This window comes from uncultured Parvimonas sp., assembly GCF_963524015.1.
In the GTDB taxonomy this organism is placed as follows: Bacteria; Bacillota; Clostridia; order Tissierellales; family Peptoniphilaceae; genus Parvimonas.
In genome coordinates, this window is record NZ_CAURDT010000001.1 from 551,283 (window position 1) to 565,365 (window position 14,083).

Genomic DNA, 14,083 nt, shown 5'->3' on the forward strand with positions numbered 1-14,083 from the left:
AATTTATTATAGCAAATTTTATTATTAATTCTATTTCATTTTAATTTATTTTATGTTATAATAAAAGTGCATTGTATTATAGTGCTAAATTAATTTAGGAGGAATTAGAATGAAAAAAAGAAAAAAAATCTCATTACCCCTACAGATTATAATCGCACTTTTCATTGGTGTAGCTTTAGGTCTGTGTTTACAATCAAACCCAAAAATTGCAGATACTTATCTAAAACCAATTGGATCTATATTTTTAAATTTAATTAAATTGGTGATAGTTCCTTTAGTATTTTCATCACTGGTTGTTGGTGTCGCTGAATTAAAAGATATAAAGAAACTTGGAAAAATAGGTTTAAAAACTTTTGTGTTTTATTTTTTAACAACTACCTTTGCAATAATTTTAGGCTTATTTTTTACTAATATCCTAAAACCAGGTGCAGGTTTTACATTACCTACAACATTAACAGAAGTAAAAGTAAATGAAGCACCTAATTTTATAGATACTTTAGTAAATATAATTCCTGCAAATCCTATGAAGTCAATAGTTGAAGGAAATATGTTACAAATTATAGTATTTGCATTGATACTCGGTTGTGGACTTTTATCTTTAGGAGAAGCAAAGTCTAAACCTGTATTTTTATTTTTTGATGGAATATCAAATGCTATGATTTCTATTACAAATGGAATAATGAAACTTGCTCCAATTGGGGTATTAGGTTTAATTACTCCAGTTATTGCAAATAATGGTCCAAAAGTATTATTACCTTTACTTAAAGTTATTTTTATAGTTTATCTAGCCAGTATTATTCATGCACTTTTAGTGTATTCATCATCTATAAAAATATTTACTAAAATGAAAGTTAGAACATTTTATAAAAAAGCTTCTACTCCATTTTTTGTAGCATTTTCTACCGCTTCTTCTGCAGGAACTCTTCCTGTTTCTATGGAAACTGCAGAAGAAGAAATGGGTGTTTCTAAACCTATTGCTAGTTTTGTCTTACCTTTAGGTGCAACCATAAATATGGATGGAACAGCAATATACCAAGGAGTTTGTGCATTATTTATAGCACAAGTATATGGAATAGACTTATCAATTCAACAACAAATTGTAATTGTACTAACAACGACATTAGCATCTGTTGGAACAGCCGGAGTTCCAGGTGCTGGAGTAATTATGCTTACAATGGTACTACAAAGTGTAGGACTTCCTATTGAGGGAATCGCACTTGTCGCTGGAATTGATAGAATTTTTGATATGATAAGGACAGCAGTTAATATTTTAGGAGATATAACTTGTTCAGTTGTTGTTGCCCACTCTGAAAAAGAATTAGATTATTCAAAACATAATGATTAACCCCCTTATCAGATGTTTTTAATCAAATGGGCAAATATGAAACCTCCTGTTTCACTAAAAAAGCCAACTTATGTTGGCTTTTTATCTGATTTATTGTTTATTTACTTCGTATAATAATATATTGCAAGTTGCGTTCTATCTCTAAGTTCTAACTTTTCTAAAATTCCTGAAATATAATTTCTAACAGTTCCCTCACTTAAAAATAATTTTTCTGAAATTTCTTTATTTGAAAGTCCCTTTGCAATTTGTTCTATAATTTCAATTTCTTTTTGAGTTAAATTTTCAAAATCTTTTTTTGTCGTATTAAATAGGCTTTGTAATTTTAATTCATTATCTAAAATTTTATTCCCAAGCTTTACACTTTCTATTGCAGGAATTAGTGATGCAACATTATCCTTTAAAATAACTCCTAAAACACCTTTGTTTAAAGCTCTAATTATATCATCTCTATCATTGAAAGTTGTTAAGAGCATTATTTTGGCATCTTTGTCATATTCTAAAATTTCTATTGCAACATCAACTCCATTTACTTCTTTCATTCTAATATCTAAAATGACTACATCAATTTTATTTTCTTTGTAAGTCTCAATTGCTTTTTTAGAGTCTGTAGTAGCTAATACTATTTCATAACCACTCTTTCCCAATATAGTACTTAAAGCATTTAATACTAATAAATCATCATCAACCATTAAAATTTTCATTATTCTCTCCCTTATCTATTGCAATATTTATCTTAAATCCATCATCTGTAATAACATTGAATAGCCCATTATATTTTTTTGCTATTTCTTCCATAGACAAAATTCCAAGACCGTCATTTTTTTCAATATTAATATTTTTTCCATTATCAAAAATCGTAATTATATATGAATTTTCATTTTCTATTATTCTCACAGTAAAACTATCTCCAGTTGAATGTTTAGTAAAATTAGCAAAAGCCTCTTTTACAATGCTTAAAATGTCAAAACTTAAATTTTCATTCATCTTTGTTTTAACTCTATATATTAATTTTGACTTTACATTTGGAACATTTATAATTTTTTCAATAGAGCTTTCTAAGTCAAAAGCAGATTTATACATATTATGAATTATTTTTCTTATATCAACTAATCCACCTGATAAATTCTCCCTAATTCTTATAACTGAAGTTTTTATCTCTTCATCATCACATATTAATTCCAATGCTCTAAGTTCCAAAATAGAAGCTGAAATTGTATGTCCTATTGAATTATGTAATTCTTTTGAAATTTTTTCTCTTTCTTTTAAAATACTATCATAATTCTTTTTTTCTTCTTCCAGATACAATTTCTTTAAATCTTTTTGTAATTTATAATTTGTCTTATAAAAATTTAAAAACTCTCTATGATAAAAAACTTTTCTTTCATAGAGTTCTCTATCATATTGAGATAGACAAACAATTAATAAAGATAAAGCAAAAAAGTTAATTTCTTTACTCAATAGGAATACAAGAAATATTGGAATATTGTAAATTGACTTACTATAAATTGCATAAATAAAAGAGAACATAAAAAATCTAAACTCCGGAAAAAAATAAATTATAATCAAAAAAATTACTGACAAAGCTAAACTATAATATATATTTTCCTTAATTTCAACTATAAGCACAAAAATTAACGAAATTAAGCTAAAAATTGCAACATTAGCAAAACTCATTTTTTCTGAAAATAAAAACAAAAAATTTAATAAAAAATACTTTAAAAATACCATAATATCTCCATCTAATTTAAAATAAATAAAACAATAATCATTTAAAAACTATTATAACTATTTTATCATATTTTTCAAAAAATTACATTTGTCATATTGATAAAATTACATAATACACTAATTTTTAAAAAAATTTGTTGATATAATATTGGTGAGGTGATAATTATGATTATAAAAATAGAAGATTTAATAAAAAAATTTAAAGAAAAAATTGTTTTAGACCATTTTAATTTATCTCTTGAAAAAGGAGATGTACTTGGACTTATAGGTCCAAACGGTTGTGGAAAGACGACTTCAATAATGTGTATGCTTTCTCTTTTGAAATATGACAGTGGAACTATTGAAGTTTTTGGAAAAAAAGATATTTCTAATGAATATGAAATTAAGAAAAAAATTGGAATTGTTCCTCAAGAACTTGCTGTTTTTAATAATTTAACTGTAAAAGAAAATATCGACTATTTTTGTGGTCTATATATATCTAATAAAAATGAAAGAAAAAGGCTTGTAAATGAAGCTATTGAATTTACAGGACTTCAAAGTCATGAAAAAATGTTGGAAAAGAAGCTATCAGGTGGGCTTAAAAGACGTTTAAATATCGCTTGTGGTATTTCACATAAGCCTGAACTTGTAATTTTAGACGAGCCAACAGTTGCAGTAGATGCTCAAAGCAGAAAGTTTATCTTAGATGGAATTAAAAATTTAGCTGAAAATGGATCATCAATTCTTTATACTACTCACTATTTAGATGAAGCTGAATATCTTTGCAATAAAATTTCTATTATGGATAATGGAAAAAATATCTTAACCGGAGATATGCAAACTTTGATTAATGGAGTAAGTGTAAAAGAAAAGATTACAGTTGTAGGTTTTATAAAACCTGAAATTATTTCAATCTTAGAAAAACAAGACGAGGTAATTGATGTTGAAGCGAAGGAAAATCAAGTAACTTTTAATTATTCTAGTGATACAGGAAACATTAAAAAATTAATCTACCTACTTGATGAAAACAATGTAGTTTATGAAGAAATTTTTTCAAAGAAACCTAAACTGGAAGATATTTTCTTAGAAATGACAGGAAAGGAGCTTAGAGAATAATGGGAATTTTATCTGCTTTAAAAGTAAATTTGCTACATTTAACTAGAGATAAACTAAATTTATTTTGGAATACTTTTTTCCCTATGATTTTAGCTACATTCTTTTGCCTAGTAATTCCTAATATGGGCAAAAATTTTGATAAAGTAAATGTTGGAATTAACAAAAATAATCCCCATGAATATATTTTAAAACAAATTCCATATCTTAATCTTAAAGAAGTAAAAGAAGATGTTCAAACAGATCTAAAAAACAAAGAATATAAAGCTTTTATAGAAGATGATTTATCTTTAAAAATTATATCATCTAATTCAGAAGTTATGGTTGTTAAAAATATCCTTGACCAAATAAAACAAATGTATGAAACTAAAATTAATCAGGAAGAAATTATAAAAAATATTGATAAAGATTTTATAGAGGACAAAAACCATGGTGTTACAGGTGTTGAACCCATACTTTTTTCAATAATTATTATGGCAAGTCTATATACTATGTTTGATGGCGTTATCTACATAGATAATATATTATATGATTCGTCTGATTTTGCAGTAAGAATGTTAGTTTCTCCAATAAAAAAATCAACTTATTTAATAAACGGAATAATATCTGCACTTATAGTTACAAGTTTTAATTCTACATTATTGATTATTTATTTAAAACTTGTATTTGGGATAACCCTAATAACAAACTATTTTGCTTCAATTATTACTCTACTTTTAATTATGATTTTTGGAATAACTATGGGAATGTTCCTTGCAGTTACTCTAAAGGCAAAAACCGAAACTAAAACAATGGTTGGACTTGGATGTATTCTTCTAATGAATTATACTTCAGGAATGATGGGCTCAAGTGTAACAAATGCTATAACTTCAGCTTTCCCTATAATAAAAAAGATAAATCCAACATTCTATATGGAAAATGCACTATTAGGTGTAAATATCGCAAATGACAATAGCTACTTGATTACAATGGCTAAATTTATAATTCCATTTACTATAATTCTATTTGGAATTGCATTAATATATTTGAGGAGGCATAAGTATAATGATATTTAAAAATTATATGAAAATATTTATAAAAAATATAAAAGCAGTTTTATTTTCTTTCATAATTTTTATGGTTATGTTGATTATATTTACCAGCTCAAAAGATAATAATGTTGAATTTAAACCTATGAAGCTGGACTTAATGATAAATGATGAAGATAAAAGTGAAGAATCAAAAGCCTTAATAAATTATTTAAAAGAAAAACATAATGTAAAAGAAGAAAAAATTACGGAAAGCGAAGCAAGAAAACAAATTGTTGAGGATAAAATTATAGCTTATATGGTAATTAATAAAGATTTTAAACAAAATTTATTAAATAATAAAAAAGCAATTTCAATTTTAGCACCAACAAAAACTTCATATATAACCTTTTTAAAAATAGATTTAAAAAGTTATCTCAATTACACATTGTCTGCAATAAATTCAAATGTTGATCAACAAGAGGTAATAAATACATTAAAGAAAGAGATTGATGTAAAGATAATAGATACTAAATTATATAATCAAGAAAAAGGAAAAGAAGCCTTTAACGCTACTTTTTTAATCCTAAGTTATATAGTTTTTATGAGTATAATTTCAATAATTATAAATATTGATGCTGAATTTAAAAAAGAAAGTCTTTTAAAAAGAATGGCTTTGTCCCCTTATAGTCAAAAATCACAAACTTTACAACAATTTTTAGCTCAGGTAATAATATCTATATTAATATCAAGTTTTTATTTAGCTGTTTCAATATCAAGAGTGAACGAAGAAATACCTAAAACTAATTTAGTATATATGAGTCTAGCAGTATTTATATTTTCATTTACTGCAATTTCACTAGGACAACTACTTGTATCAATTTCAAAGGATGTAAAAGTTGTAAATGGTGTAAATTCTGCTTTCACATTAATAATGGCATTTTCATCAGGAGTATTTTTGCCGATGAAATTCTTACCACAAGGATTAATAAATGTTTCTAAATTTATGCCACAATATTATTTTGTAAAGTTTTTAGAAGAAATAAATTTTGAAAAATTTTTACTATTTGTTGCATCACAAGTTGTATTCATAGTATTTTATACACTACTAGGAATATTCATAAAAAGATACAAATTAAAAGAAGTCGCTTAGGACTTCTTTTTTTATTTTTGTCTAAAAATCTTCACATTCAATGTTTTTAACAGTTACTCTTAGTAACCAAATATTCCACAGAACATTTAAACTAAATATAGCTATAAAAAACAATATTAATAAATACGTATTTTCATACAGTCCAATAAAATTAGGTAAACATTTAAACCCCAACAACATAAAAAGAAGAGGAAATGTAATCATTACAAAAAATGGAACTATATCATCTCTATCTTTAAATACAAAATATGAATACTGAACTATTGGATTTATAAATATAGCCGTAAAAAAATATCCTAATAAACTTAATAAAAAACTTGAATTAAAAATTCTAACAAATACAAATAAAATAATATAATAGACTAAAATTTTTAGAGTTGAAACTAAAAACTTTGATACAATTAAATCCCTTCTTGAAAATTTAGTTGTTAAAATATATTTGTTTATTTTTTTATTTCTTTCAAAATTATTTCCGACATCTCTACTTCCAATAACTGAAAACACAAAAATATAAGTAAATAACATTTCAAAAAACACTCCAACACACAGCAGTATTAAATCTAAAGTAAAAAAATACCATTTTTTCTTAATTTCAAGATATTCTAAAAGCAATAAACCTTTCATAACAAACTCCTAACTTATCTTTCTTCTAATAAATTTCAAACTCAATAAAAATGAAAATACAAACAAAATTAAATCGATTATAATTAAGATTACAAATATATTTAATTTATTTCCAATTTCAAACTTCAAAAAAGTATCATTTTTTACTATATAAAAAACTCCAGTAATATAAACAACAGTACCAACAACATTGACAATATCTATGGCGATTTTCCCAAATCTAAAAAATATTGGAATGAGTATTTCATAAAGAAAAATATTTATACTTAAAAAAACCAAAAATCTATAAAATGTTTTGTCATAACCAGTCACAAATGCAAGTAAAAAGTTGAATAAAAAAACTAAAATGGCAGCTGATAATATAAAAAGATATTTGTAAGTTACTATGGATTTTTCTTCAACTGCATTGGAAATTACATATTTATAAAAACCATTTTTATAATCACTTTCAAAAATTTTTATAAATAAAATAATAAGTCCAAAGGATGCTATCAAATATGATATATCAACATTTCCAGATATTATAGCAATAATCAAAAAGAATGATATCATTGAAATTGCGACTAAATTATTCTTTAAAACTATTATATCTTTATAAAGTAATGCTTTCAATTAAATCACCCCTTTATTTAAAAATATCATTATATCCTCTAATGTAGGTTTGTCAAAATTTTCTCCTTTGAATGAATTTCTGCTGACACAGGCTTCAATTCCATAATGACCTTGTTTTACTCCTAAAATATCACATTTTGCAATTTCATTTAAAATACTTTCATCTCCTTTTATTATGCAATACTTTTCAAGCAAATCATCTTTATATTCGGAAAAAATTAATTTTCCATTATCAATATAAGTTATTACATCTGAAATTTTTTCAATATCTGATAAAATATGTGAGGACATTAAAACAGAATGTTTACCATCTCTTACAAACTCAAAAAGCGAATCCAAAAGTTCATCTCTCACAATCGGATCAAGTCCAGAAGTTGCCTCATCTAAAATTAACAACTTTGGATTATGTGAAAATGCTACAGCTAATTGTAATTTCATTTTCATTCCTTTAGAAAGTTCGCTGACTTCCTTTATAATTTCTATTTCATAGTCAGCAAGCAATTTTCTAAAAAGATTTCTATCCCAATTTTTGTAAACTAAACTACAAAATTTTTCAATTTCATATATCTTAAAGTTGTCCGGAAAATGAATTTCATCAAAAACAATTCCTATATTTTCCCTTTGAATTGGAGTTAATTTGTTGTTTTCCATTCCAAAAATAATACAACTCCCACTATCTTTTACAATTATATTTAAAATCGTGGAAATCAAAGTTGTCTTACCTGAACCGTTTTTCCCAATTAAGCCCATAATACAACCCTCTTCTAAATCAAAAGTCATATTCAAATTAAAATTTTTGTAGTTTTTTTCAAGATTTTTAACTTTTAACATAATTACCTCCAATTTTCAAAAATTTCCTTAAGCTCTTCTTTAGAAAGCCCTAATGCTTCTGCATAATCGTACACATTTTTAATTGAGTTTTCCAATAATCTGTAATATTCATCTTCAATTGCATTTACAGTTTTATTTGTAACATAAGTTCCCTTCCCAGTAACAGTTTGTATAAAACCATCCTTTTCAAGCTCCATATACGCTCTTTTAGTCGTAATTACGCTTACTTTTAAATCTGTTGCTAAAGCGCGAATTGAGGGCAGTAAATCTCCCTGTTGTAGATTTTTATTCATAATTTCTTTTTTTATCTGTTTTACAATCTGTAAATAAATTGGGTCTTTATCATCTTTATATAAATTAATTAACATATAACCCTCCTCTCTATCTACTGTATATATACATTATATACACTTAAAATAAATTTGTCAACATTTTTTATAAAATTATTGTATGTTTTTTGTTATTATTCTAATTCAGTTCTATTTTATCCACTAAAAAAGTGTCAAAAATTTCTCATTGACACTTTATTATTTCTCATTCTATATTTTCTTATCTTTTTCCTTATACATCATTTTGTATTTCATACCTATTGTTCTACTTATATAGTTTGATGATATTGCACAAATTATTAAAGTAAACAAAGTTGTTATATATAATTGATTTTGATTGCCTATTATCCAAGATACTATTAAGATAAAAATTCCACCTGCAATAAAGACAATTCCTGAAAATTTATTTGCAAATCCGAAAACTATATCATTATTCATTGTCCATTTATTTCTTATTGCAAATTCACTTTCTTTATTTACTCTTCTTAAATAAATTCCATATATTGTAGTCAAAATTGCAATTAAAGTGAAAACCAATCTAATTACATAAAAAGGAATTTCCATTTTTGAATTTTTTAACATAAGTTTTAATACTGAAAATGTAAAGTAATTACACATAATAGAAATAAGCAGATTTACAAAAGCTACAACAGTAACTCCTGTTGGATAGTTTTCGTCATTAAATTTCTTTCTAACTCTTCTCAAATAAGTTATTCCAAAGAATGATAATACTGCATTTATCAAAGCAAAGGTATAAACCATATAGGATCCGATAAAAACTTCTTTACTATCTTTGACATAAGCAAAAACTGATGAAGGTAATACAGCAAAACCTACTGTTGCTAAAATTATAGGTGTAATCGCTAAAATTAATAATAATTTTAAAAATTTATTCATTTCTAGTCCTCATATCCATACTTTTTATAGAATTCTTTTTTATATTCTAAAAATCTATCTTCTCTAATTGCTTGTCTTATATTTTCCATAGTTTTAAGTAAAAATCTTAAATTATGGATTGAGAGAAGTCTTGCTCCTAATATTTCATCAACATTTATCAAATGTCTTATATAAGCTCTTGTGTGATTTCTACAAGCATAACAATCACATTCATCATCAAGTGGAGCAAAGTCCTTTGCATATTTAGCATTTTTTATAACGAGTTTTCCCTTTGAAGTCATTGCAGTTCCATTTCTTGCAATTCTTGTAGGGAGAACACAGTCAGCCATATCAATCCCTGCTTCAACAGCTTCAAATAAATAATCCGGAGTTCCTACTCCCATTAAATATCTAGGCTTGTTTTCAGGCATAAATTGTGTTGTATAATTTAAATATTCAACCATAATTTCTTTAGGTTCTCCTACACTAAGCCCACCAATAGCATAGCCCGGTAAATCCATATCAATTGTAGCAAGTGCAGACTCTCTTCTTAAATCCTTAAACATTCCACCTTGAATAATTCCAAAAAGTGCTTGATTATCTGTATTTTTATGATAATCCTTACATCTCTTTAACCAACGTAAAGTTCTTTCCATAGAATTTTTTACATAATCATAACTTGCAGGATATGGGGCACATTCATCAAAAGCCATCATAATATCAGAACCTAAATCATTTTGAATTTCCATTGATTTTTCAGGAGAAATAAAATGCTTTGAACCGTCAATATGAGATCTGAACTCTACACCCTCTTCAGTTATCTTTCTAATATCTCCAAGACTGAAAACTTGAAAACCACCACTATCCGTTAAAATTGGCTTATCCCAATTCATAAACTTATGAAGTCCACCAGCCATTCTAATAATTTCTTGCCCGGGTTTTAAATATAAATGGTAAGTATTCCCTAAAATAATTTGTGAGCCTATCTCTTTTAACTCATCTACATTCATCGCCTTTACAGTTGCTCTCGTTCCTACGGGCATAAAAATCGGAGTTTCAATAACACCCCTATTTGTATATATTTTCCCAAGTCTTGCATTACAATCCGAAGACTTTTTTATCAATTCGTATTTTAATTCCATTATTTCTCCTTTTTAATAAGCATTGCGTCGCCAAAACTGAAAAATCTGTATTTATTTTTCGTAGCCTCATTATATGCATTCATTATTATCTCTTTTGATGCAAAAGCACTGACAAGCATAATTAATGTTGATTTTGGCAAATGAAAATTTGTAATAAGGCAATCAACAACCTTAAACTCAAAACCCGGATATATGAAAATATCCGTATTCCCCTTACAAGCTACAAGTTTTCCATATTTTTTATAAACTGTTTCCAAAGTTCTTACACTTGTTGTTCCAACTGCAAAAATTCTATTTCCTTTTTCCTTTGCTGTATTAATTATTTCAACACTTTCTTCTGAAATTTCATAATACTCATCATGCATCTTATGTTCCAAAACATTATCAACCTTAACAGGTCTAAAAGTTCCAAGTCCAACATGAAGAGTAACTCTTGCAATCTTAACTCCCTTTTCTTTAAGCTCTTTTAAAAGCTCATCTGTAAAATGAAGTCCCGCAGTCGGTGCTGCAGCTGATCCATTGTGTTTTGCATAAACAGTTTGGTATCTATCTCTTTCTTCTAATTTTTCGTGAATATATGGTGGAAGTGGCATTGTTCCAAGTTCGTCCAAAATTTCTTCAAAAATTCCATCATAAGAAAATTTTACAAATCTCTCTCCATCCTCACTTATACCTACAACTTCTCCACGCAATTTTCCATTTCCAAACTCAACTTTTGAGCCTATCTTCATTTTCTTTCCGGGTTTAACCAAAGTTTCCCAAGTATTATCCTCATGTTTTTTCAAAAGTAAAACTTCTATAGCCTCATCTTTACCGGGTCTTGCTCCAAAAAGTCTTGCAGGAATAACTTTGGTATCATTAATTACCAAAACATCATCCTTTTTTATATAATCAACAATATTTTTAAAATTTTTATGTTCTAAATCAAAATTTTCTCTATTTACAACTAAAAGTTTTGAACTTGATCTATCCTTAAGTGGAAACTGAGCAATCAAAGACTCATCAAGCTCAAAATCAAAATCATCAGTTTTTAAACTATTCATTAACTCTCTTCCTTCTATTAAAATATAAAATACATCTACAAGCTTATATTATATCTTGTTTTTCAATATTTTTCAAATTTTTTTAATTAAAACAATCTTTTAAAATACATTCTTTATAAATTCTTAAAGTAAAAAAGTAACGGTTAAATAATCGTTACTTTTTTATTCTGCCAAAATGCTTATATGCTTTTTCAGTTACAATTCTTCCTCTGCTTGTTCTACTTAGAAATCCTATTTGTAGTAAATAAGGTTCATAGACATCTTCGATTGTAATTCTCTCCTCACCTGTGGATGCAGCAATTGTATCAATTCCAACAGGTCCTCCTGAGAAATTATCTATTATTGTAGTTATTATTTTTCTGTCTATTGTATCAAGTCCAAGAGAATCCACTTCTAAAATATCAAGTCCGTCTTTACTAGTTTGTAAATCAATTTTTCCATTTCTCTTAACCTGAGCAAAGTCTCTAACTCTTTTTAAAAGTCTGTTTGCAATTCTAGGTGTTCCTCTGGAACGTCTTGCAATTTCTAGCGCTCCCTCAGGTTCAATTTCAATTCCCAAAATTCCTGCAGATCTTGTAATTATCTTTTGTAAGTTTTCAATACTGTATAATTCAAGACTCAACATAATTCCAAATCTATCACGAAGTGGTCCTGTAAGTTGTCCTGTTCTTGTCGTTGCCCCTATCAAAGTAAATTTTTCAAGGTCAATTCTAAGGCTTCTGGCACTTGGACCCTTTCCTATTATTATATCAAGTGCATAGTCTTCCATTGCAGGATATAAAATTTCTTCAACACTTCTATTTATTCTGTGAATTTCATCTATAAACAAAACATCATCTTTACTTAAATTTGTCAAAATACTTGCAAGGTCACTTGGCTTTTCTATGGCTGGACCTGAAGTAACTCTGATATTAACGCCCATTTCATTTGCAATGATATTTGCAAGAGTTGTTTTTCCAAGTCCTGGAGGACCATAAAGCAAACTATGGTCAAGAGGCTCATTTCTTGTTTTTGCAGCCTCAATAAAAATTTTAAGTCTTTCTTTTGCTTTTTCTTGACCAATATATTCATCAATCCATTTCGGTCTTAAACTGGTCTCTATTTCAATATCTTCTCTTGAAAAACCTGTACCGATAATTCTATCTTCATAATCTTCAAACATACTAACACCTATAATTTTTTCATACTAAGTTTAATTATATCTTCTATTTCCATTTCATCAATATTTATACTTGAAAGAAATCTCTCAATATCATTTTTCATAAATCCTAAATTAATTAAAGCATCTGAAACAAGCTCTCTCTTTTCCAAGTCTTTTCCGCTATCTAAAGTTGGTTCAATTCCAGAAATTTCTTTACTACTTATACTGTCAATTGAAATTTTGTCCTTTAATTCCAAGATGATTTTCTGTGCGGTTTTCTTGCCCACACCTTTGGCTGTAGCAAGAGCAACTGCATCTCCATTTACAATTGTCAATTTCAAACTATCAACAGACATTGAGGATAAAATTCCACATGCCACCTTTGGACCAATACTATTCACACTTACAAGTAATTTAAACATTGAAAGTTCATCCATTGCTTTAAAACCAAAAAGAGCGACATAATCTTCTTTAACTATGTAATCTGTATAAATTGTATAATAATCACCAACAATTACATTAAATAATGTATTGTTAGAAGTAAAAATCTTATAACCTATTCCACCATTATCTATAACAATATAATCATTATAAATAAATTTAAGTTCTCCACTAATATATTCGTACATAAAACACCTATTTCATTCTAAATTGTTCTTTAAATTTTAAGCTAAAAAAATGGCAAAGTGCAATAGCCAAAGCATCTGCAGCATCATCGGGTTTAGGAACGGATTTAAGTTTAAAAATCATCTTAACACTCTCTTGCATTTGCTTTTTGTCCGCTCTACCATATCCTGTAATGGCTTGTTTAACTTGTAAAGGAGTATATTCATAAGCCAAGATATTCTTCTTTATAAAGGATAAAATCTCAACCCCTCTTGCCTGTGCAACATTGATTACAGTTTTTACATTTTTATTAAAGAATAACTCTTCAATTGCAAGTTCATCAACATTATGTAGTTCTATTAATTTGTTCAATTCTTCATCAATAATTTTAAGCCTATCAGGAAGTGGAATTCCTGCTTTTGTTTCAATTACTCCATAATCTATAAGTCTTACTCTATTCCCGATAGCCTCTATAATTCCATAACCAACAATTGCAATTCCGGGATCTAATCCAAAAATAATCACAAAAAATCCTCCAATACTATCAAATATCA

16 protein-coding genes are annotated in these 14,083 nt (G+C 26.9%); 4 read left to right on the forward strand and 12 right to left on the reverse strand.

Annotated features, from left to right (window positions below):
* The first annotated feature begins 109 nt into the window (after positions 1-109).
* Positions 110-1,345 carry a dicarboxylate/amino acid:cation symporter gene (locus tag RWJ08_RS02595; protein WP_313960964.1) on the forward strand — a complete coding sequence of 412 codons (1,236 nt, stop codon included), beginning with the start codon at positions 110-112 and terminating at the stop codon, positions 1,343-1,345.
* A 101-nt stretch (positions 1,346-1,446) separates the two neighbouring features.
* Here RWJ08_RS02595 and RWJ08_RS02600 read toward each other — a convergent pair whose 3' ends face one another.
* Both RWJ08_RS02600 and RWJ08_RS02605 read right to left on the reverse strand, forming a co-directional pair.
* On the reverse strand, positions 1,447-2,046 hold the full coding sequence (locus tag RWJ08_RS02600; protein WP_150263166.1) for a response regulator transcription factor: 600 nt from the start codon (positions 2,044-2,046) through the stop codon (positions 1,447-1,449).
* Entirely contained in the window at positions 2,027-3,073 is a 1,047-nt protein-coding gene (locus RWJ08_RS02605) for a histidine kinase (protein ID WP_313960965.1), read from the reverse strand. Before RWJ08_RS02605 ends, RWJ08_RS02600 begins: the two co-directional genes overlap by 20 nt.
* Positions 3,074-3,238: 165 nt before the next feature.
* On the opposite strand from RWJ08_RS02605, the gene RWJ08_RS02610 reads away from it, so the two are divergent.
* The 3 genes from RWJ08_RS02610 to RWJ08_RS02620 are packed head-to-tail and all read left to right on the forward strand — an operon-like array spanning position 3,239 to position 6,325.
* Entirely contained in the window at positions 3,239-4,168 is a 930-nt protein-coding gene (locus RWJ08_RS02610) for an ABC transporter ATP-binding protein (protein WP_004833010.1), read from the forward strand.
* Entirely contained in the window at positions 4,168-5,220 is a 1,053-nt protein-coding gene (locus tag RWJ08_RS02615; protein ID WP_313960966.1) for an ABC transporter permease, read from the forward strand. Before RWJ08_RS02610 ends, RWJ08_RS02615 begins: the two co-directional genes overlap by 1 nt.
* Positions 5,210-6,325 carry an ABC transporter permease gene (locus RWJ08_RS02620; RefSeq protein WP_313960967.1) on the forward strand — a complete coding sequence of 372 codons (1,116 nt, stop codon included), beginning with the start codon at positions 5,210-5,212 and terminating at the stop codon, positions 6,323-6,325. The genes RWJ08_RS02615 and RWJ08_RS02620 overlap by 11 nt, the downstream gene beginning before the upstream one ends.
* Positions 6,326-6,346: 21 nt before the next feature.
* On the opposite strand, the gene RWJ08_RS02625 is transcribed toward RWJ08_RS02620, so the two are convergent.
* The 10 genes from RWJ08_RS02625 to ruvC form a co-directional block, all read right to left on the reverse strand.
* The gene (locus tag RWJ08_RS02625; RefSeq protein ID WP_313960968.1) at positions 6,347-6,949 is read right to left on the reverse strand and encodes a hypothetical protein; all 603 of its coding nucleotides are present in this window, start codon (positions 6,947-6,949) and stop codon (positions 6,347-6,349) included.
* A 9-nt stretch (positions 6,950-6,958) separates the two neighbouring features.
* On the reverse strand, positions 6,959-7,561 hold the full coding sequence (locus RWJ08_RS02630; protein WP_313960969.1) for an ABC-2 transporter permease: 603 nt from the start codon (positions 7,559-7,561) through the stop codon (positions 6,959-6,961).
* On the reverse strand, positions 7,562-8,392 hold the full coding sequence (locus RWJ08_RS02635; protein WP_293439924.1) for an ABC transporter ATP-binding protein: 831 nt from the start codon (positions 8,390-8,392) through the stop codon (positions 7,562-7,564). It abuts the gene before it with no gap.
* Between the two features lie 2 nt (positions 8,393-8,394).
* Positions 8,395-8,760 carry a GntR family transcriptional regulator gene (locus RWJ08_RS02640; RefSeq protein ID WP_269753594.1) on the reverse strand — a complete coding sequence of 122 codons (366 nt, stop codon included), beginning with the start codon at positions 8,758-8,760 and terminating at the stop codon, positions 8,395-8,397.
* A gap of 171 nt (positions 8,761-8,931) precedes the next feature.
* Entirely contained in the window at positions 8,932-9,618 is a 687-nt protein-coding gene (locus RWJ08_RS02645) for an SdpI family protein (RefSeq protein WP_313960970.1), read from the reverse strand.
* Positions 9,619-9,620: 2 nt separating this feature from the next.
* Entirely contained in the window at positions 9,621-10,739 is a 1,119-nt protein-coding gene (tgt, locus tag RWJ08_RS02650) for a tRNA guanosine(34) transglycosylase Tgt (RefSeq protein ID WP_004833006.1), read from the reverse strand.
* Positions 10,739-11,782: a tRNA preQ1(34) S-adenosylmethionine ribosyltransferase-isomerase QueA gene (queA, locus tag RWJ08_RS02655; protein ID WP_313960971.1), complete on the reverse strand. Its 1,044-nt coding sequence runs from the start codon at positions 11,780-11,782 to the stop codon at positions 10,739-10,741. Before queA ends, tgt begins: the two co-directional genes overlap by 1 nt.
* A 154-nt stretch (positions 11,783-11,936) precedes the next feature.
* On the reverse strand, positions 11,937-12,944 hold the full coding sequence (ruvB, locus tag RWJ08_RS02660) for a Holliday junction branch migration DNA helicase RuvB (RefSeq protein WP_004833004.1): 1,008 nt from the start codon (positions 12,942-12,944) through the stop codon (positions 11,937-11,939).
* 8 nt (positions 12,945-12,952) lie between these two features.
* Positions 12,953-13,552, reverse strand: coding sequence for a Holliday junction branch migration protein RuvA (gene ruvA / locus RWJ08_RS02665; RefSeq protein WP_313960972.1), 600 nt, complete (start codon positions 13,550-13,552; stop codon positions 12,953-12,955).
* 7 nt (positions 13,553-13,559) lie between these two features.
* On the reverse strand, positions 13,560-14,054 hold the full coding sequence (gene ruvC / locus RWJ08_RS02670; RefSeq protein WP_009372675.1) for a crossover junction endodeoxyribonuclease RuvC: 495 nt from the start codon (positions 14,052-14,054) through the stop codon (positions 13,560-13,562).
* Positions 14,055-14,083: the final 29 nt, after the last annotated feature.

Excerpts from the sequence above, each read along its gene's own strand:
- RWJ08_RS02595 (WP_313960964.1), top strand. The coding sequence starts at position 110 with ATGAAAAAAAGAAAAAAAATCTCATTACCCCTACAGATTATAATCGCA.
- RWJ08_RS02600 (WP_150263166.1), bottom strand. The coding sequence starts at position 2,046 with ATGAAAATTTTAATGGTTGATGATGATTTATTAGTATTAAATGCTTTA.
- RWJ08_RS02605 (WP_313960965.1), bottom strand. The coding sequence starts at position 3,073 with ATGGTATTTTTAAAGTATTTTTTATTAAATTTTTTGTTTTTATTTTCA.
- RWJ08_RS02610 (WP_004833010.1), top strand. The coding sequence starts at position 3,239 with ATGATTATAAAAATAGAAGATTTAATAAAAAAATTTAAAGAAAAAATT.
- RWJ08_RS02615 (WP_313960966.1), top strand. The coding sequence starts at position 4,168 with ATGGGAATTTTATCTGCTTTAAAAGTAAATTTGCTACATTTAACTAGA.
- RWJ08_RS02620 (WP_313960967.1), top strand. The coding sequence starts at position 5,210 with ATGATATTTAAAAATTATATGAAAATATTTATAAAAAATATAAAAGCA.
- RWJ08_RS02625 (WP_313960968.1), bottom strand. The coding sequence starts at position 6,949 with ATGAAAGGTTTATTGCTTTTAGAATATCTTGAAATTAAGAAAAAATGG.
- RWJ08_RS02635 (WP_293439924.1), bottom strand. The coding sequence starts at position 8,392 with ATGTTAAAAGTTAAAAATCTTGAAAAAAACTACAAAAATTTTAATTTG.
- RWJ08_RS02640 (WP_269753594.1), bottom strand. The coding sequence starts at position 8,760 with ATGTTAATTAATTTATATAAAGATGATAAAGACCCAATTTATTTACAG.
- RWJ08_RS02645 (WP_313960970.1), bottom strand. The coding sequence starts at position 9,618 with ATGAATAAATTTTTAAAATTATTATTAATTTTAGCGATTACACCTATA.
- tgt (WP_004833006.1), bottom strand. The coding sequence starts at position 10,739 with ATGGAATTAAAATACGAATTGATAAAAAAGTCTTCGGATTGTAATGCA.
- queA (WP_313960971.1), bottom strand. The coding sequence starts at position 11,782 with ATGAATAGTTTAAAAACTGATGATTTTGATTTTGAGCTTGATGAGTCT.
- ruvB (WP_004833004.1), bottom strand. The coding sequence starts at position 12,944 with ATGTTTGAAGATTATGAAGATAGAATTATCGGTACAGGTTTTTCAAGA.
- ruvA (WP_313960972.1), bottom strand. The coding sequence starts at position 13,552 with ATGTACGAATATATTAGTGGAGAACTTAAATTTATTTATAATGATTAT.